Here is a 21478-nt window from a genome sequence, read left to right on the forward strand (position 1 = left end):
TTCGGTTGGTGTAGCTGTTGCTGTAGCTGTTGCTTCAGGTGTAGAGATTGGTGTCGATATTGGACCTGCATTACCAGAATTGCTTGGAGCTGAAGTTGCTATTGGCAGTGTCGTTTTACCAGTGTTTCCTTTTTTCACTGGTGAGCCGCCAATCGTTACTCCATCGGCTTTGTTATCTATTGAGGTTACGCTTCCGCTGCCTTGAATTGCTGTGCCTCCGGCACTCGCATTCAGGATTAACGCGGCCACATATGCATTGTTCTCCAGAGTCAATTGCGTTGGGCTGCCCACCGTAAGACTGGCAACAGTTCCAGAGATTCTTAGCAAAGAACCGCTGACTGCTGAGTCTCCCGAGCTAACCGTGGCAAATACCCCGCGAAGTACGATATTGTGAGGAACAGCGTTCATTACAATATCCCCAAAGCCTGCCCCGGTAAGATCGCTACTCTCTTCCAAGATAGCCCCGGATTGCAGCTGCACCGTACCCACAGCTGTTGACCCGCTGGCATAAATTCGAACCTTGCCGTTAGGTTTGGCTACTTGAAGTGGCCCAAGAGAAGTATTGTGTAAGCCAATACTCTGCTCACCGCCACCCCGAACAAACGTAGTCCCTGTTACCTTTACACCTTCAAGCTTCGCATTCCCTTCGGCAATCCCCTCCGTTAAATAAAGATTTCCTTGAATGACAGTATCTTTAAGAATCACATCGGCATGATTAATGACTACATTGCCCTTTACTGTTCCAAGCGAAGTCTCTCCAGATTTTAAGATGAGTCCCGAAACCATTCGATCAGCAAGCTGAGCAAGCTCTGCACGTGTAATTCCGCCCTCAGGCTTAAACAAACCTCCAGGATAACCTTTAATAAAGCCAGCACTCGATAGAGCTGCTATCGCTTTCGCAGTTTCATCACTGACTCCGTTCAGATCAGCGAATGCTGCTGTACTACTTTTGTCCGTATTGAAACGAAACACTTTCTCCAAGGATAGCGCCGCCTCAGCACGCGAAAGCGCATGTGAAGGATAAATATTGTTATTCTTATCACTGCTTAAATATCCAGCTGCAATTCCTTTGGCAATATCACTCTTATACCAGTCTGTAGCCAGCACATCAGCTGGAAGCTTATCCGATTGCTCCTGATAATTAAATATACGATTCATAATAGCCGCGAACTCTGCCTTTGTGACTTCCTTGCCCGGTCGAAACGACCCGTCGTCGTATCCACTTATAATCCCATTTGCGCTCCAACGCTGTAATGGACCTGCAGCCCAATGGCTTGGAGATACATCCGTAAACGCTTTCAACAAATCAATTGCTGAACTTCCCACTTTCATTGCCGCTGAATCAGGTGAGTTTGCCTTTAATGCCTCTGCCGCTGAAGCATTCATGCTCCCAACCGGTGATAGCAGCCCGGTGACAAGGAGCATAGCAGCTACTGCTGCTGTGAAATTCCTCTTCATCCTTAACATCACTCCTCGAATTTCGTAATATTCGTAATTCAAGCGAAGAATCGAAATCGGTTTCGACAATGTTATTGTTGCTTAGTTTTCCATATTTGTAAAGATATAATTTTGAATTTTTTTACATTAATTATTTCGGAATATATCTCAGTGTTAAAATATCCGTTTGACTTGTTTCGGCAATAAGAATAGACTTAAAATAACTGTTTTACTCTTCACTCCATTCAAAAAAACTCATAAATAACCGCTCTACTACAGTCTTTCCCCCATATTCCAACTATTAAGCGGAGGGTGGCTTATATTACATATGAATATCAAAATGATTGCCGAAATGGCAGGCGTTTCTGTCTCGACCGTTTCGAAAATTATGAATAATTACAGCGATGTTTCGGAAAAGACCAAGAAAAGAGTCCTGGAGATCATCGAGCAAACTGGGTATTCACCATCCAACTCCGCCAAGACACTTGCAACCAAAAAATCGAATCTGATCGGTGTGATTTTTGCGGGTGAGCTTAATGTAGAATTTACACATCCTTTTTTCGTTGAGGTATTAAATTCCTTCAAGAAACAAATGGGTGTACTGGGATACGATCTCATCTTCTTTTCAAACGAGAAATTTATTAGCAGCGGAGATTACTTCGCGCGTTCTGTTCATTTTAATGTAGATGGCTGTGTCATTATATCCGGACAGAAGATGGAGCCAACGATCCGCGATCTGGATATGAGCAGTATCCCTTGTATCGGGGTAGATCTCGAGCTAAAAGGGAAGAAGTCTGGCTTTGTTATGTCAGATAACTTCCAAATATCCTCTAAGGTCGTAGAGCATTTTTACCTTCTTGGCTATAGGGAGCTTGGTTTTATTGGAAGTGCTGCGGATTCAGAAATATCCAATCTACGGGAAGCAGGATATACCAAAGCTATCGAAAGTTTCGGTCTCCCTTTGAACCGGCGTTGGTTTGTACATGGCGACGATTTCTTTGAGTCCAGTGGGTATGAGGCTATGCAACAATTAATTCAAAGCGGCAGTTTACCAAAGGCCATTTTTGCTGCCTCTGATTTGCTGGCTTTAGGAGCCATCCGTGCATTAAAAGAACATGACCTCCGTGTCCCTGAGGATATCGCCATCATCGGCTGTGATGACATCGAACCCTGCAAATATACTACCCCAAGGCTGACTACCATCCGTCAGAACAAGGAACGTCTTGGGATTCTCGCTGCTCATATGCTCTATGACTTGATTAACAATCAGTCAGGTGGCGGTTCATTTGTTGTGGAGCCCGTACTTATTGTGCGCGAGTCCTGCGGAAGCCAATTGAAATCTTAAGGCATAACACTAATAAATCCCCTCAAAGTTCACAACGCCTCAGACTCGATAAGATGTCTAAGGCGTTGTATAACTTGAGGGGATTTTTCATGTAGGAGCTTACAATTTCATTCTAGAATTTCGCAAGTAGATTTGAAATACTCTGAACTGCCTCTGCACGGGTTGTCATCGATTGCGGAAGGAAGTTACCATCCTGATGACCCGACAGAAGCTTAGCTTCTAACGCACCTTGTACATAGGTTACTGCCCAAGAGCTAACTTTAGAGCTGTCATTAGCCGCATGGAATGAGCTTGCTTCAGGCTTAGCGCCTGTACGATATGCATAGGCTCTTACCAGCATAGCTGCCATTTCCTCGCGGGTAATCTGTTGATTCGGGTCAAAACGATCCTCGGATACACCTTGAATAATGCCTACTTCAAAGGTTGCATTGACCGCCTCTTCATACCACGATCCAGCGACTACATCTTGGAATGAAGTCGGACGACTCGCAGTTAAGGAAAGCGCTCTGCTGAGGAGAGTTGCATATTCCGCTCTTGTGATGGAACTCGATGGGTTAAACATAGCGTCAGATTGTCCCTTAACAATTTGTTTAGCAGATAATTCCTGAATGGTCTTGTATGCCCAGTGACTTTCAGGTACATCTCGATAGCTGCTTTGGAACGAAAGAACAACGTATTGGCTAAAATGATTCAAATCTACGGTAAGACTGGTTTTGGAAGGATTCATCGTCCCCCCTAGATAGGTAAAGCTACCATTTTCCTCGATACGATAAATACCGGATAGTGCTGGATTGGTTCCATTCAGAATCGGTAGTGTTATCTTCACGGGTACAGGGAATTGCTTCAGTGAATATTTATTACCCGACTCATCTGTCATGATTAATGAGAAGTCCATGATGTCACCAGCCCGTGAATACGGCGGAGCTATCGTCAGTTGATTCGATTGAATGGCTTCCATCTTCAAAAGTATTGTTGCTGTCTTCGCAGTTGATGGCAGAAGCTTACGAAGCTCATTCAATACTTCAGAAGACACAATGGCACGAATGCCATTCACTTGAACCTCCATATTCCTATTGCCTATCTGATCGAGTTGATCGATCGGAATCATAACTTGATTCTTATCCGTTTGAAGCTGCAAGATAATATTTCCTTCAGCACTCTTCGTTAAGAGTTCGTCTGGAATAACAACCGCCCCTGCGGGTAGCTCCGGCTTCACCACCACTGGTGGCGTAACGCTTGATCCTGGGTTTCCCCCACCCGTTGGTGGTGTTGTCGACGTATCATTTTCACACATAACAGCAATCGTGTAGATCTGCTTCGTTCCATCTTGAGCTGTCACAGTTACGGTGATCATATTAGTGCCGACATATAATGCTCCACTACCCGTAATCTTAACTACGCTAGTCGGATCGTATACCGTATAGGTAATATCCGTTACCGACGTACTATAGGGAACCGTTACTTTATAGTTCAACGTATTAGGTGCAAACGCTGGCAGAGTTTCGCCGTTCATTCGTAGATCGGACAGCAGGATTTGGTTAGGTAAGGATTCTGACTCCCGGATGACGATAATGGTATACACATTCGAGCTGCCGTCAGGAGCTTGGACATGCACTTCCACAAGATTCTCGCCTATTTGCAGAGATTTACCACCCATGACATGAACACTTAGTAAAGGATCTGCCACCTTATAAGTGACCTCTGCGACCGAAACATTATTAGGTACACGAACCGAATAATTCATTTGATCCGGTGCGAAACCGCTCAACGATTGACCATTTACCTGAAGATCTACTAGTGTTGCCAGAGAGATCTGCACTTCTTTAGTTGCAGTGGTCAAATTCGGCATCGTTTCATGCCCTTGCGCATCTGAAATCATCGCTTGCGTAATTTGTATAGCAGCAGCCTTTTCTTGCTGTGATACTCCTAGCTTAAGAATTGGAGCATCTGCTTGAATGCCATTTGTTGAGGTTAGAATGACTCTTGTTACTCCATTAACCGTCTCCTTGCGCACAATCTTAACGCCAGGTTGGGCCGGTTCAATCGATGAGAAGTTGAGATTGCTGGAGTCCACATTCAAATCAATGGCTGTCACATCTGAAGTCACATTGTTGATCGATACTTCATAACCTTTGACCTTTTGTGTAGCGGCATCCACTACTTTCGTGAATTGCAAATCTGCAGCACCCGGTTGTTTCTGTTCGGTCTGAGGTATGAACATACCGTCAATGATATGAGAATCTCCAATGGACGGGTTCAAGCCAAGTGCAGTGAGAACAGTTGCAGCCAAGTCTCTTGTATTCCCACCTTGCAGTAATTTTCCCTTCCCTGCTTCGGTGGCTACTGTTCTGCCATTCGCCGCGAAGAAGATTGTGGTGGCAAGGGGCTCATCTTGCCCGTGACTAGTTGCCATACCCAAGGTTCCATCTGCATTCTCTTTACCCCCGCCATGGTCAGGTAGCATAAGAATAAGCGTGTCTTCCAGAAAATTATTGTTCTTTAAAGCATCATAAATGGTCTGTACATTCTTATCCGTCTTCTTCAATTGCTCATAGTACGCCTTCGTGTAGAACCCTTCTCCGTGGCCAGCACCATCCATATCATCCAATTGGAAGAAAATTAACGAGGTATCTTTCGCTTTGCCGCTAGCTGCGTATTGCGTGAATGCCGCTGTATCAGCTTCATCACCCATAGAATAGCCTTCGACACCAACGGAAGGTTCAATATGCCCTTGAACAATGTTGCTCCAGGTGGAGAATACCGTTTGCTTGGTAGCAGGCAATGCCTCCCTAATTTTTTTGAATACCGTTGGGTAGTCCCATGATTCACTGTACGTGTAGGCTGCGGTATCGTCATTATATAGACCATGCTTCTCATAACCTACACCATTAATCATCGAACCCCAGTTTGGAGAGGAGCTGGAAGGTAAAGTAGTTTTAGCCGTATAGCTAATAGCTCCATGCTCGATAATATTGCGAATGGCTGGAATTTGCAGGCGATCGCCTACCTTTTCTTTCTTGGCGCTAGGCGTCTCCCAATAAGGAGCATCCTTGGAGACCGCTACACCCCCACCATCAATCCCGATGACAACCACACGTTTATAGGGTTGGTATTGGACCTCGGCTGCAATATCTGCTAACTCTTTATCCGAAACACCTTGCGCAAGTGCAAGGTCACCTACTGTAACATAACCGTCCTCATTAAGATCTTCTGAAGCTTTGGCATGAATCTGAATAACGGCAGGCGTCGACTCAAATGCCTTAATCGTAAGCTTTGTTGCTCCAGTATAGAAATCCGCATGCTTAACTTCAATGTTGCCTTGGCCGGAAGCACCAATTGTATTGAATTTAAGCTCCGAAATTCTAGATTTCGCGTACTCCAGTGGGTCCTCGATATTATAGACATTACCTCCCGGCAGTTCTAGTCTAACGATACCAGGGGTCGAAGTGTCTGTCTTCGTTGCACGCGATGCGCTGACAAACTCGAATTGTGCTGGATCATAGGCAATCTCAACGACAGCTTTGTCCACTTTAGTCATCATATCAGGTGTACGCAAATCTAGGTTATATCGGAATTGCGTACCTTGAACCGTGTGCTTAGCTCCAATCAGATTTAATGAACCTGAAAAATCCTCAATAGAAGCAATCGGCGGAGCACTGTTATACATATTAGAAACTTCCTGCGCGGTTAATGTTCTTCCATACATATGAAGCTCATCAAGCTGAGCTTGCAGCGCATTGCTGTAATTGCCTGTACCATCATTTCCGATCATGGTTGACAATCCGGTATCCAGCGTACCCGTTCGACCTGCAATGGTCATGGTGCTTGCGATACCCTGATAGTTCGTACCATTGACTTTGGTCACATTAACAGGAACACCATCTTTATAAAAATCAACTCGTCCTGAAGCACGATCATGCGAGATGGCGATATGATGCCAGGTGCCATCTACAACATTTGGAATTTGAGCATCTGCACGCGATTCGCCGGATGTATTGAGGTTCCATTGGAGCGAACTTCCCTTCAGCGCTAAGGCATAACCTACATTTGCACCAGAATCCCAATTCTTGTTGGATAGAATCGCAGGGTCTCCTGAGACAGAAGGCGATTTAACCCAAAATGCGAACGAGAAGTTCTTGTCCTTGCCGAATTGCAGACTTGTTGGCTTGCCAAGATCAACATATTGCAGCGCTGAGCTCTTGGAATCGATACTCAAGGCTTGTCCAACGCGACCTTTCACGAACTGTGGATCTTTAACCGGTGTTGCCGGTATAGCATTTACAGATTGATCCTCCAAGTTATTCTCAAAAGACATCTGTAGAAGTGTATCCGCAGGGAGCACTGAGCTACCGGTAAAATCGATTTCACTCATACTGGTGAATAAAGCGGTTGGGTTATAGGTGCTCGTGACAATAAATTTCACATATCTACCTTGTACCGCTTTATCCAGCATGTTGAAATCTTGATAGCTCGTACCTTTCCAGGTTTTCTGGAATGTGCCGATCGCTTTATTCGCCGGATTGCTCAGGTACGCCGGGTCGGTCAAATCCGATAACTGATCTGAGGCATAAAGCTCAAAACCCTTCGGAAATTCCAGAGCCGTCTGACTTAAGCGGCTAGTGCGCCCAATACCCGTTAAGTGCTTGCTACCTTTCATGTCGATAATTACCCAATGTGGAAATGAAGCGACAGGCTCCTGCCATTTGGAATGCCAAATCGTAGCCGTATCGCTATCTAGGATGTTCGCAGCATAAGCATTTTCATTGTCCGCATAGGAACTGAAGGAGTTGATCGTGAATGCGTTCTTAGGAATAAAGGAATATATTGCTGCCTGTTGTATTTTTTTATAGACCCACTGAAGCGCGACATACGCAAGGTCAATTTCGGTTGGGCTATTACTTGCCGTCAGTTGTCTGGCCTTCTGAAGTTGGTTCGCAAGCTCGTCCAGCTGGTCTTTCGGGTAAGATACACCACTGACTTTATCGCTGTTCTCTTGGAAGGATGCAGCGTCATGAATTAATGTGGTGAGCTGTTCAAAGGTAAAGATCTGAACACCCTTATAAGAATCCGACAACGCTTTGGTTTCCGTGGCTGTGAGAGATCTCTTCCAGATTCTCAGATCATCTATGGTAATCGTTGCTCCGCCATTTCCTTTGTTGCCATCCACACCAATCAGCGTGTTAAAGGCTGTATCTACACTTTGAGTACCAAGCAAGGCAATACTCCCTGATGCTTTCTCCGTCCCATCTACATAAACTTTTGCTAAGTTGTTTGTTCTGTCTGCTGTAACAGTAAAGAGATGCCACTCCGTTCCTACACTTGATGCTGTAATATCCGCTCTTTTCGTTCCATCACTGATATTTAAGGTCATACCATTGGTGGAGGCAGGCCCAATATACCAACCTAGGTTACCGCCACTATTCCAGTTTTTATTGGAAAGGATAGCCTGATCCCCGGAAAGATTGCCTTTGTGCCAGAAAGACACGGTGAAGCTTCTTGCTCCGAATTTCAAATCATCACGCTTGCCCAAATCAATATAATTACTATTGCCCGCTGCAATGAGGGCGGCTTTATTGGATTTTCCATCGACATACGTTACATTGCCTGCTAGACTTGCAAGCCCTGTCACATCTTTAGCTTCATCGGATAGGTTTCCATCCAATTTCATATCGACAACTAGATCCTTCCACATGGTCGATGGATCAATTGGCGTCAGTTCAGGTGCTTCATTGCCGGCTGTGAACGATTGCTCTAGCGTTGCAGAGCGATTCCCGTAGGCATCAACAGCTGTCACTTGAACAATGTACGAAGTTTGAGGCGCAAGTCCTTCGAGTGGAATGTTCATTGCATTCGGAATCGGGGAAAAGTAGTAGTCAGAGAATACATTCACAGATTTGCTGCTGACTCCAGATCTTTTATCGATGACATTAATTTCATAATGATGCATAGATTGATCATCTTTTGCTTGCTTAAAGGAAAGTAAAGGTATCGTGTCCTGATTCGTTATGTCGAGTTCACTATTGAATACAGGAGCAACCTTATTACGGTTAGCCGTCGTGTACTTGAAATTGCTCTTAATAGCTTCGTTCGTCGAGCCTTTTAGCTGAATGACCCACTTGTCTCCAGCAACTGTACCCGCACTGTTGAATGGAGGCTGCGGCTCAGCCGTCCATTTACCGTCTGTGTAGATATCTCCAGGATCTGCGTTAAATGCAATCCGATCCACTTCAACCCGATCCGCATATACCTCAACGAAGTCGGCCTGACTGACAGGAAATTCAAAACGTCCTTCAAGTCCCTTCTTAGTCACTTGGGAGTAACCGCGATCGGATTCAATGTAAGACATGGAGCCGAGGTTAACCGAAGTGAAATCCTTCTGGTAGATGGAGCGGTCATCACTAATATTCAGATGGGAATGTCCTGAGAAGGTAATCACTTGAGGATAGTCTTTGAGATCCGTATAAAGATTAGGATTCGATGCCTGTTGCCCATCCATAACCGTATTCGATATAGGTTGGTGTACATTCACGAAGATGGGGGTATTCTGATTCTTCGGATCAGCTGTGAGCTCAGCAAGTCTACCCTTTAGCCAATTACGCTGGCCTGTATCTGAGTTGTAGTTGTTCCCGTTTAAAAATAAGAAATGATAGCCACCGATTTCAGATTCATAATAGCCATTCGGCTGGCTTGTGAACCAGTCCACAGGATAATGTTCGTTGACTTTAGCAACTGTGGAATCGTGGTTACCTATAGCCATTCGGATCTGGGTGTTATTCCACTGCTTTCTAGCTAAGTTTTGCTCAAAAATTTCCCGAACCATCACATGATCATTGGGCTTGTCGTTCCCATTATCATTAATCATATCGCCAACGACGAGTATCGCATCCGGGTTCGGGAAAATCGACCCTATGGTATCAAAGAACTGGCTATAACGTGCATCTGCTGAAGCATGTGAGCCTACATGTACGTCAGACATCGCTACAAACTGGAGCAATGGCTTTTCTTTGGTCTTGATGATATAAGAGAAGGTTACTCCTTTACTAGCTACACCATCTTTGATCGTAATGGCAGACAAATTCGTTGTTTTGGAAATCGAGATCGGCGCGTTATATTTTAAACTATTAACATCCGGAAGTGTGCCGTCGAGTGTATAGTAAATGTCAGCATTCTGCGTTGCAGTTGTGAGGTGGATCGTCTGTGCTTCTTCATATCGGCCGGTGGGTACAGAAGTCGTTGGTTGATCTACAGATAGAATCTCAGATTCTTCAGCTGCAAACACAGGGGTGATATTCGGCACCGTGGAACAAATCACTGTCAGTGCCAGTAATAATGCAACAAATTTCCTACCTTTTCTGAACAAAATCATCTCTCCCAAGCATTATTTTATAGTTTTGGATCACATAAGAACTCTCCATCGACAAAAGAGCTAACTACCCTAACCTCGGATATTCGATAACTCCTCCTTTCTTCATCCTATTCAAAGTACATCCCATACTATTTTTCGGGGTAGACTGGGGTCTGCTGTGTTTATTGTAGGTATGGTTTATTTGCCTAGCATTAAATATCTGTAAAATTTAAAAGATGCATCCAAAGGCTGTGATATGGGTCAAAACGCCTAACTCAATCCCAAAAGATGCCTAATAAATGAATAACATCTGCATATCATCAGCCCAATATGATCATAAAAGTAGCCTAATACATGCATAATATATGCCCGAAAATACTTTTAGTAATGAAACAAAAACGACCATCCCTCGGAAAAATACCGAGAAATGGTCGCAGCTTTAACAATGTTTTATTATTTATGTTTACCTGAATAGCTCACAATAAAGTTGGCTCCCCTACCCGTTCATCCAAGTTCAGCTCTACAAGTTGACCCGCTTGTGTCAACCCCGCACCAAAGCCATACATCAGAATCTTTTGCCCGTTCTTTACTTTACCTTCACGTATACCCAAATCAAGAGCTAGGGGAATCGTTGCGGCAGAAGTATTGCCAAAATTCACAAGACTATGCAGCACTTGCTCCATCGGATAGTTCATACGCTCGCAAATCGGCTCAATCATTCTCATATTTGCGCTGTGTGGAATAAACCAATCAACTTGCTCCAGACCAATTTCTGCTTTATCAAGCAGTTGCTGTACACCGAGAGGAACGGTTCTGACCGCCCAGCGGAACACCTCGCGCCCGTTCTGTACCAGCATCTGTGTATCTACCAGTTCAATATTGTTAACTGTATGGGCTAGACCCGTGCGATACACATGATGCGCTCCGCTGCCATTACTAGCTAGTTGATAGCCTAGAAATCCCGTCGATTGCTTATCGCTCTCCACAAGCACTGCACCAGCTCCATCACCAAATAGGATACAGGTACTACGATCGGTGTAATCTGTAATCTTGGAGATCGTATCTGCACCGATCACTAGAACCTTACGGTGCATCCCTGAAGCAACATAGCTATGAGCCGTATGAAGTGCGTATACAAAACCCGCACATGCTGCGCTCAAATCCATAGCTCCAGCAGTCTGTTGAATATTTAAGCGATCTTGAATCAAAGAAGCTACTGAGGGAAAGGAAAAGTCAGGTGTACTAGTAGCTACAAGGACCATATCCACATCCTCAACGCTTTTTCCATAACGTTTTATTAGATCCTGTACTGCGGCTACGCATAAATCACTTGTGTATTCATCCTGTCGACAAATTCTGCGTTCACGAATTCCAGTCCGCCCCACAATCCACTCATTATTAGTATCCACCATCTGCTCAAGATCAGCATTGGTCAGTCTTTTTGCCGGGACATAAGTTCCGATAGCTGTAATTTTTGCACCTGTCATTCCAATCACCCCTCCGTTTAGTATCTGATATTAGTACTTGGTACTAATTTTAACTCTACGCCTGCTAAAAAGTAAAGAAAGCCGGTAAAGCATGTATGGCTTCCCGGCATTACCAATACAAGTTTGAACACACTTAAGCACGATTTACTTTGCGGTGTTTTCTTTTTCTGACGAAAAATAGAATCGTAGCAATGATCACCACCACTAGGATGATTAACACGATCACTATATTCCATACATTCGGCACATAAAGCTGCATTTTTATCGGCTCTGTATCCCCCAGCGTAACATTCCAGGTTAGTGTTCTGCCTTCATCAACAGTTGCATTATTATCACCAATTAGATCGATTGGCAACGTTAGTTTAAAATCAAATGCCAAGTTTTTCAGCACCGCCCGAATAATCGGCTTCGATAAGCTCAATGTCCCCATGTTATCCATAATGGTATCCATATAGCTATTAAATTGAGGCTGCGCCTCAACATCATACTTGGTATATAACAAATTCTTTTTAGTAACGAGCTGTAGATCCACAATATCCAGCCCCATAGAGGTTGAACCTATATCCTCAAATGAAGCGTAATTTTTCTGGAATTGATAGACTGTAGACTTACCTTCTTGTCTTTTTTCTAGCTGAATCCCTTCCTCCTTCAATTTGTCTGTCAGGCTCTTCTCCATCTTATCGCTGATCAATGCTTCTGTTCGGGAATCCAATTTCACATTCATTGCTAAATCTACGCTTTGATTCTTATTCACCGTGACGTGAACGGTACCATTAGAACATCCCGATATTAGTATCATCGTTAAGAGCAGTGTTAGGATCGTCAAGCCTCTCCATTTTAACGGCATTTTCCTCAAACCCTTCAGTAGTATGTATTCATAAATCGCTACCCATGCTCTAAAGGCTAACTCATTTATCCGTTCGAATCAAACTTAATATGAAAGAATACTTATATTTCCGCAGAAAAAAGAGGTTATCTCAAAGTAATAAGCTCTACTCATGAGATCACCTCTTTCTCCAAAAAACCACAGGCAAATCGCTGTCTATATTCTATTCATTCTTTAAATGCTAAGAGAGGCTCTTCTTTTACTCCCTCTGTGAATAGAAGCATTCTCATCGCTTTTTAAAACATCCGCCTGACGGAGAACTTTCCTCCCTCTCCAGCGCATTAGAACAAGCATCCCCCGCACATATTCATCAGCAATCATACAGCAGTAGATCCCCGTGAGCCCCCAGCCTAAGCTGATTCCAAACCAGTAGGAACACCCCACCCCAATAATGGACATTGAGACGATAGAAGTATACATTGTATAACGGGTATCACCGATGGCGTTCAGCGCATTACCCATGGCCATATTCAACATTTTGCAGGGCTGCAGCAGAAGATTTAGAGCCAGCAGGGAAATCCCGATAGCAATAATCCGAGGGTCGGAAGTGAAATAACCTAGCAAATTCCTGCCGAAAAGAAATAGCAGTAACATGTTCGCTGTTACAATGGCCAAGCCGATATACAGTGTGCGAAATGCACTACGGTAAGCTTCTTTCAGTTTGCCTGCCCCGAACAAATGCGCGATCTGTATCTGTCCGGCTAGCGCGATTGCATACCCTAACGTGAAGCAAAAGGACTCTAGGGTATTGAGATAAGTCCGTGCGGCTAACGCCTCTGCGCCCAGTGCGGCTAGAAAGGAATACACAATCAGCTGCGAGAACACCCAGCAGGAAGAATTAATTCCAAGTGGCCAGGCAATCTTTATAATTTCCTTGAATAGCTTGCCGTTGAATATACGGAAATCCCTAAGTCTAATCTTAATCTCGAAGGAACCTCTAAACATGGTATACAGCATGATCACTCCGACCAGTCTACTGATGATACTTGAGATCGCAATCCCCGCAAGCCCAAGCTGTGGTAGGCCGAACATCCCAAATATAAAGATATAGTTCAGAATGATGTGGATGACATTTATGATGACCCCTGTATACATTGGTCCTCTGGTATTCCCTGTATTACGAATCGCTGTACCAAGGGATGCAATCATCCCCACCAAAAACAGTCCGCCGCCGACATACGAGATATAGACATTAGACAGTGATAATAGCTCAGGCGATATATTTAGAATCCCTGCTATTGGACCCGCATAGAAGAACAGGATGATACTCACGACAATACCAAGGATGAGACTAACCGATACGCCCATAATTGCAATCGTACGCGCTTCGCCGAAACGTTTTGAACCCATTCTTTGCGCGATCAGGATACCCGCCCCGCCCGCGAAGGTGGTAAAGAGTGTGGTCAACGCACCGAACAATTGATTGGAAATGCCGACTACGGCGACTGCATCATCAGAAATACGGCTGACCATTAGCGTATCTACCGTACCTAGCAGGGTCTGAAGAAACACCTCTATAAATATAGGCCAAGCCAATACCCATAGTCCAAAGCCCTGTCTTTCTTTTTTCACTAAACAAACCTCCTTTTAAACCAAACATGCATACCGGACCTGAGAAACAGCATATTATTTCTTTAGGTCAGACTAAATTATAGATGATATACTTTTGGTGATGGTACAGATTTCAAACCAATAATTTCATTATTCCAACCTCATAAAAGGAGATCTCTCCATGAACATTTTTAATTTTACCGTCCCGCCAATGCTCTACTATATCGTAAGTGGATTACATACCTTCTCACCAGGGCATTACCACATGAGCCGCCACAATATCAAGGTATTTGACTTGCTTGTAGTCAAGCACGGCTGCCTATATATGAATGAAGGAGGTCTCACCTTTCAGGTACGTGCAGGTCAGGCACTGCTTCTTCGTCCAGATAGCCATCATTTCAGTACGGACAGCTGCAAGGAACATACCTCTTATTATTGGCTTCATTTTCAGACAGTGGGCGATTGGAATATCTCCGAGGCCACGGCTACAGCACCAGAGACAGAACACACCAGAGTGGAGCATCCTCTTCATTCAGACGAATTTAATATACGCACTTTTACCTTACAGCTGCCCCAATATACCTCTCTGCTACAACCGTCCAAGATGGAAGAACTGCTCTCGCAGCTGAATCAACTAGCGCCTAATTCCCATTTGAGCGATACTCCATTTCAGCAGCAGCTGCTATTCCAAGAGGTTCTCCAGCAATTATCTGCCTCTCTGCGCCATGAGCGTCCCTCTCCCTCCAAAATATGTGCAGAGCAAGCTGCCTCCTATTTGCGTGGTCATTTCCGTGAGCGCATCACAGCACAGCAGCTAGGAGAGAACCTGAACTTTCACCCTGTATATATCGCTCGCTGCATGAAAAAGGAGTACGGCTGTGCACCAATGGATTACCTGCTGCACTACCGGATTCAGCAGAGTAAGCTATTGCTGATGCAGACCAGTTACACGATTGCCCGGATCGCCGAGGAGGTCGGCTTCAATCAAGCACCTTACTTCAGCTCCAGCTTCGTCCGCATAGAGGGAACCACTCCGCGGGAATTCCGCCAGCGCTTCTCGTAGTCTCCCAGAATACAAAAAGGGATATTCCCCCGCCATTATGGCTTAAGGAACATCCCTTGCTCTTCTGTATTACAGACCCTTTTCCTGTACATAAGCATTCCATTGCTTGATATATTCCGCCTGGATCTTCTCAAGGCCAGCCTGCTTAGCCTTCTCCATGAAGGTGGCTAGACCCGAATCTACATCCTCTACCAATCCCGCTAGCAGTGGATACAGGTATTGTTTCTCTACCTGCTCCAGCGCCGCTTTTTCAGCCTGATAAGAGGTGTAATCTTCTGCAAAGCCTGTGAAGATATCCGGCTTCTGAATCTTATCAAGCTCAGCGAAAATCTCTTTGACGCCATCATAGGATTTGTCGAATATCATAAATTCCGGGTTCCGCCATGCCCAGCCATTCATCCCTTCACGAGTGAAGCCGTTCGTAGAAGCGTCTCCAATAAGCTCATAATAGCCATCTGCATCAACCTTATAATTTTTTCCTTCAACACCGTATTGCGTCAGCTGATTATAACGTTTATCCATAACCATCTTCTCATAAAATGCTAATGCTCTTTCAGGGTTCTTGCTGCTCTTAGGAATGGCGAACCCATTATGGATCGGATGAACCGGCGTGGCGTAACCGATGGTATTACCATAAGGATAGTAACCCAGCTCCCAATCCGGATGTGCAGCTTTCAATTTCATCAGCGTATCGTTGAAGCGAGTCGGGTTATCTGCGAAGATAGTTGCCGCTTTACCCGCAATAAGCGGATCCTGAATAGTGTCCTTCACGTTCAATACATTTTTAGAGATTAAGCCTTTTTCCTGCCAGCTTCTCATGGTCAGCAGTTCTTCTTTATGTTCCTCCGAGCCCCAATATTGATAAGCTTTCGAAGGATCACTGTATTTGATTCCGATACCATAAGGCAACGGGCCTCCGACCATCGCGTTAAGTGAAGTGTAGGCATCATGCAGATTCTCTCTCACATTACTGTTAAGAGATACCGGCAACATCTTCGGTTCATTCTTCTTTATCCCTTCCATATAAGCTTCATAACTGGCCAAATCTGTCGGCTGAGGCAGATTATATTTCTTGCGCAGATCCTCACGCCATACGAAACCATTCGTTACATATTCCTTATAAGTCGCGGGTACGGTATAAATCTTACCATTAATCTTAACGGCATCCCACATATCCTGCGGCACAAATTGCTGGAGCTTTGGGGCAGCCGTCGGCAGCAGATCATCGATAGCCAAAAAAGCTCCTTTTTTAGCGTAAGCTTGATACTGTGTCCAGTCCGCAGTGTAGATCAAATCAATCGATTGACCAGAGGACAGCAGCAATTTGTACTTCTGATCCCAATCTGTCCAAGTTGTATAGTTGAATTTAACGGTAGCATTCAGATCCTCTTCAGCCATCTTGTTAATTTCCGCTTCAACGCTCGAAAGATCCTTCGGTGCATCGCCCAACATATAGAATTGCAGTTCAACCTTCTTAGATGTATCCAGCCCTTTTTTCTCCTCTATCCCAGCGTTGGTACTCTGAGCTGTATTCCCGCTTTTATTGCTCTCTTTTACTGCTGCATTCTCCTTGTTCGCAGAATTGGAATTCCCCCCACAGCCCGCCAGCAGAGTCAAGCTCAGTACTGACGTAAGCAGAATAGACATGCTTTTGCCTCGTAATTTGTTCATCTGAATCCTCCCTTTTCACTATGCTTCTATGTTAGCCGACTATACCTAAGCCTGGGTAGGGGCAAGGTTGCGGTTCTAACCTTTTACAGCTCCGATGGTCAGCCCTTTGACAAAATAACGCTGAACGAACGGGTACAGAAATAGAATTGGTCCTGTCACAACAATCGCCATCGCCATTTTGGTAGACTCACCAGGGACTTCCGTAGCCAGCGATACCCCAGTTCCAGCACCCATCTGTGCAATGAACTGCGCTGAATTGATAACATTGTAGAGATAGAACTGCAGTTGATATTTATGGGTATCATTGATGAACAGTGAAGATGTGAACCAGTCATTCCAGTAATACAGTGCAAGGAACAAGCCGACTGTAGCGATCCCCGGCATGGAGAGCTTGAGCACAATCTGCCAGTAGATTCTGAAATCACCGGCCCCGTCAATTTTTCCGGAATCGAACAACTCCTCGGGGACTGCTGATTTAATGAAGTTCTTCATTAGAATAATCAAGAAGGGTGTCATCAATCCTGGCAGCACTAGTACAGCATAGGAATCCAGCAAGCCGAGATACTTGGTAATCATGATGTACCACGGAACAAGTCCCCCACCAAACAAAGTCGTAAAGTATATATAGAAGGAGAAGGTATTACGGTATTTGAAATCCTTGCGGGCCAGTACGTAACCGGCCATCGTCATAAAGAAGAGCCCTAATGTGGTCCCAACCACTGTGGAGATAATGGTGACCGTGTAAGCACGCAGCACTTCATCCGGGAAGATGAATACCGTCTTGTACCCCTCAAGGGAGAACTGCTTCGGAATCAGATGATAGCCATCCCGGATAATGGATTCATTGCTAGTTAATGATGCGGATATAATCAGTAGAAAAGGCAGCAGGCAAGCAACCGACAGTCCAATGATGACCACATAGGCGATCGAATGAAGCATCCGTGTATATTTATCCTTTTGAATTTGCATGTCTTATCCTCCTAGAACAGGGCGTAGTCATCGTTTATTTTGCGAATAATATAGTTGACCGTCATGATGAGGACAAAGCCGAACAAGGATTGATAGACCCCGGCAGCAGTAGCCATCCCCACATCAAATGTTACTTTAAGAGAACGATAGACATAAGTATCGAGAATATCCGTCGTATTGTAGAGTAGTCCGTTATTACCTATTAATTGATAAAACAGATCAAATTGCCCCTTCATAATACTGCCGAGCGCAAAGAGCAACAGCACCACAAAAGTTGATTTCAGCATCGGCACCGTAATATACCAGATCCGTTGAAAAATATTAGCGCCATCGATCTTAGCCGCTTCATAATATTCATCACTGATGCCCGTAATCGCCGCCAGATAGATGACCATGCTGTAGCCGAGATTCTTCCATAGATAGAAGATAATAATTAGAAAGATCCAAGCCCAGGGTTTGCTGTAAACGTCCACCGGATCGAGCCCAAATTGCGTAAGCATTGTATTCAAGAAACCGCTGTCATAGTTGAATAGGTTGTAGACAATAACACTTAGAATGACGAAGGATACGAAGTATGGCAGAAACATCACCGATTGGCTAATCTTTTTAAACCATTTCCCATTCAGTTCACTTAAGAGGATCGCACAAGCAATCGCCAGCACATTCCCAAGGACAATAAAAGCGATGTTATAACCTATCGTGTTCATCGTCAGCTTCACCAGTGTGCCGGATCTCCAGAGAAACTCGAAATTCTGCAAGCCGACGAACTTGGAATTAAACATACTGCTGTTGAAGTCAAATTGAGTGAACGCATAATAAATACCTACCATTGGAAAATAGGAATTCACCAAGAAAAAGATCAAGGTGGGCAACAGCATCAGGAACATCACCCGATTGTGCAACAGTTCATTAATAAGTCCCTTCTTCTTCCTTGTCGTCCGTAAGCGTGCTCTTCCATCGGCCTGGATGCCAAGTTCGACGGTTGAGTTTCCTTTGGATGAGGTTTGGCTCAAGGTCTCTCACTCCCTTTAATGTAAAAGCTTCATAATTCCACTATAGGGCGATTCTCTCGAACATAGAAGTGAAGCTTCATAGCTTTCCTGCACAAACTGGAGAACCTACAGTTGAACATTTGGAATGTTTATGTAGAAGTGATTAATCGTGTTAATGCCAATGTACATAGGGGAGCGCAAACGAATATCCCGAAAAAAAATGATGATATGTGCACAAATATTTAGTTTATTCACTCCTATGTATTGGTAAAATTCAACATTCTAGTGTTACTCCACTGTTCTGTTCACTCTAGGGCACTTATAATAAGGAGGCTACATATCTAAAGTTCATCCAGAGTCTTATCTAATGAGACTCATGAATATCGGGGGGAGGGCCATTATGAAGAATAATGATATACGGAGAAAAAGACTGCTGTATGGCAAGCTGCTAACAACAATTACACTGTGTATTTCGTTAACTCTTCTTGTCTCTACTTTTATTTACTATACATACTACATCGGCGTCGAGAAGACACAGACCTTTCGCTCCGATCTAAGAGATTTGACTCAGACTGGCAAAAAAGTAGTCAACCTGGCTGAAGTTGCTCAAACGCTTTCATTTCAGCTGTACAGAACCTCTACTATCTCACACCTGTTGTTCTACAACAAACCTTCCATTTTTGAGGTTACGGCTGCAATGTCAGATCTCGGCAACTATCTGAACTCGATGCCGTACATTGAATCCATCTATGTTTATAATCCGAATAATGACACTGTATATATCTCAGCTGCGCAAGGGCAGAGCGGTGTGTACAACACACAAGAATTAGAGGACACTGAAATCATACAGATGTTGAATCATTATCAGGATTACAAGACATTTACTCCAATCCCGCGCACCTATTCCATCGGGGAACCCAAATCAGAAGCTGTCGCCGTCTATACTTATCTTTGCTATGATGCAATCAATTGGGACCGCTCCATCAATTCTGCAGTTATCGTTAATATATCAGCGGCGTGGATAAACAAGGAGCTGGCTAATAGCAATACTTTCGGTAGTGGTAAGACTTACCTTCTAGATGACCAAGATCGGTTTCTATCGGGAGACAAGCTGACATTGGAGAAGCTATCGGGGGATGAAAGCAGCTGGATAGAGCATAAAGTTAAAGCTCGCTCCGCAGGTTATTTCACAGCTCCTTTTAAAGGCCAGAAATCACTAGTGTCCTATACTTCACCAGATTCTCTTGGTTGGCAGTATGTTCGTATTACTCCATATCATGTGATCACAGAACAGACCAACCAAATCCGTAATACAACACTACTGATTTCTTTGATTATTTTAATATTCGGAATTATCATTTCTAGAATGCTGTCCAAACGCCTCTACATTCCTATTGATTCCATCGTAAGCCGAATGAATAGCCTTGAAGCTGACAAGCGCAACAGCATGTTTACGATCAGACAGAATTCATTACGTAATCTTGTTCTTGGTATAAAAGCCCCCCACAGCAGCCGGTCTAGTGATTTTGAGCAACTAAGTATTGCCATCAGCTTAAACGAAGGCTATCGGCTTGTATTGCTCCGTATTGATGAATACACTACCCTGCGACAAGAGCGAGGTTCTTATCTACTGCCATACAAGTTCGCCATCATGAATATTGCCTCGGAAATATGTAGTCAGACTTATCAGGTGGAAAGTGTAGATATGAACGACGATAGTGTAGTTATGCTACTTAGCAGTATAACGTCCGCTGAACCTCTCGATACGGAATTGATCGAGGTGCTGCTGCGACAAATCCGTGTGGCTTGCTGCGATTATCTAAAGATCGGACTGTCGCTCGTGTACAGTCCCGTTAGTGATAATCCGGAACTACTGAACCAAATCTACAGTCAGGGCAAAGAAGCTTCTAAGCATAGACTTTTTTATGGACATGGATGCCTGATTAACGCTGAGAAGATTAGTGAATTACAGCATAACCTCTACTCTTATCCGGCTGACAGCGAGAAGAAGCTGGTCGATGCTCTTACGAGTGGTAGGCCAGACGAGGCCCGTAGCTATTTCTCCGGAATCATGCGCGAAATGGAGCATTATCCCTATCATGTCCTAGAACTAACGCTATCCAGGGTGACGCTAACGATTAAGAGAATCATCGATAATATCAAAAAGCTCAGCTCTACAGCTGTGGATGACATGCTCAAGATGCCTTTACTTGAAAATTACGAGACGATGGAGGAGCTTGAGGAAGCTTTTTATAACCTCTTTAATAATATTCAGGAATTACAAGCTGATAAGCGTAGCTCAAAGCAAAGTGATCTGATCCGTCAAATTAACCAAAAAATCAATCAATCTTACATGAACCCCAGCCTGAGCCTGAACCAGATTGCCGATGAACTTAACCTGTCTCCAATATATGTCAGCCGTCTTTATAAGCAGCAGACAATGACAGCCATTGTGGATGTCATTATGGATGTACGGATGCAGGAAGTGTGCCGCCTTCTGACAGGGAGCGATCTATCCGTTTCGGATATTGCTGACATGACTGGTTTCACCAGCAGTTCTTACCTCCATCGTATGTTCAAGCGCAACTTCAGCATCACGCCCATAGAATACCGACGCTCTAATACCCGTTCATAGAACTAAAGGCTGAGCGAGAGTTCGGACGGATAACTAATCTACTCTTATAAAGAGCGATACTACTTAACTAATCTATCAATAAGGCAGGCTACCGGTA

11 protein-coding genes are annotated in these 21478 nt (G+C 44.3%); 3 read left to right on the forward strand and 8 right to left on the reverse strand.

The annotated features are described in order from the left end of the window. Positions 1 to 1458: S-layer homology domain-containing protein (locus UQ64_RS22165; RefSeq protein WP_167348516.1), on the reverse strand; the 1458-nt coding region annotated here is incomplete at its 3' end. Positions 1459 to 1765: 307 nt separating this feature from the next. Here UQ64_RS22165 and UQ64_RS22170 point away from each other — a divergent pair. After that, positions 1766 to 2782 carry a LacI family DNA-binding transcriptional regulator gene (locus tag UQ64_RS22170; RefSeq protein WP_060625608.1) on the forward strand — a complete coding sequence of 339 codons (1017 nt, stop codon included), beginning with the start codon at positions 1766 to 1768 and terminating at the stop codon, positions 2780 to 2782. A gap of 112 nt (positions 2783 to 2894) precedes the next feature. Here the strand turns inward: UQ64_RS22170 and UQ64_RS22175 are convergent, their stop codons facing one another. The 4 genes from UQ64_RS22175 to UQ64_RS22190 form a co-directional block, all read right to left on the reverse strand. After that, a complete protein-coding gene (locus UQ64_RS22175) occupies positions 2895 to 10142 on the reverse strand; it encodes a LamG-like jellyroll fold domain-containing protein (RefSeq protein WP_060625609.1) in 7248 nt (2415 codons plus the stop codon). 461 nt (positions 10143 to 10603) lie between these two features. Next, positions 10604 to 11614 carry a ketoacyl-ACP synthase III gene (locus UQ64_RS22180; RefSeq protein WP_060625610.1) on the reverse strand — a complete coding sequence of 337 codons (1011 nt, stop codon included), beginning with the start codon at positions 11612 to 11614 and terminating at the stop codon, positions 10604 to 10606. Between the two features lie 133 nt (positions 11615 to 11747). Next, positions 11748 to 12413 carry a hypothetical protein gene (locus UQ64_RS22185; RefSeq protein ID WP_209445859.1) on the reverse strand — a complete coding sequence of 222 codons (666 nt, stop codon included), beginning with the start codon at positions 12411 to 12413 and terminating at the stop codon, positions 11748 to 11750. A gap of 261 nt (positions 12414 to 12674) precedes the next feature. Then, the gene (locus tag UQ64_RS22190) at positions 12675 to 14072 is read right to left on the reverse strand and encodes an MATE family efflux transporter (protein ID WP_060625612.1); all 1398 of its coding nucleotides are present in this window, start codon (positions 14070 to 14072) and stop codon (positions 12675 to 12677) included. Positions 14073 to 14232: 160 nt separating this feature from the next. Between UQ64_RS22190 and UQ64_RS22195 the strand changes: the two genes are divergently transcribed. Next, a complete protein-coding gene (locus UQ64_RS22195; protein WP_060625613.1) occupies positions 14233 to 15114 on the forward strand; it encodes a helix-turn-helix transcriptional regulator in 882 nt (293 codons plus the stop codon). A gap of 69 nt (positions 15115 to 15183) precedes the next feature. Here the strand turns inward: UQ64_RS22195 and UQ64_RS22200 are convergent, their stop codons facing one another. The 3 genes from UQ64_RS22200 to UQ64_RS22210 form a co-directional block, all read right to left on the reverse strand. Continuing rightward, positions 15184 to 16785, reverse strand: a complete 1602-nt coding sequence (locus tag UQ64_RS22200) for an extracellular solute-binding protein (RefSeq protein WP_060625614.1) — start codon at positions 16783 to 16785, stop codon at positions 15184 to 15186. Positions 16786 to 16860: 75 nt separating this feature from the next. Then, the gene (locus tag UQ64_RS22205; RefSeq protein ID WP_060625615.1) at positions 16861 to 17754 is read right to left on the reverse strand and encodes a carbohydrate ABC transporter permease; all 894 of its coding nucleotides are present in this window, start codon (positions 17752 to 17754) and stop codon (positions 16861 to 16863) included. Positions 17755 to 17765: 11 nt separating this feature from the next. Then, complete coding sequence (locus UQ64_RS22210) at positions 17766 to 18641, reverse strand: ABC transporter permease (protein ID WP_156417649.1); 876 nt, start codon at positions 18639 to 18641, stop codon at positions 17766 to 17768. A gap of 505 nt (positions 18642 to 19146) precedes the next feature. Between UQ64_RS22210 and UQ64_RS22215 the strand changes: the two genes are divergently transcribed. Next, positions 19147 to 21381: an AraC family transcriptional regulator gene (locus tag UQ64_RS22215; protein WP_060625617.1), complete on the forward strand. Its 2235-nt coding sequence runs from the start codon at positions 19147 to 19149 to the stop codon at positions 21379 to 21381. The last annotated feature ends 97 nt before the right edge of the window (positions 21382 to 21478 follow it).

The organism is Paenibacillus etheri, assembly GCF_001012825.1.
GTDB lineage: Bacteria > Bacillota > Bacilli > Paenibacillales > Paenibacillaceae > Paenibacillus_AQ > Paenibacillus_AQ etheri.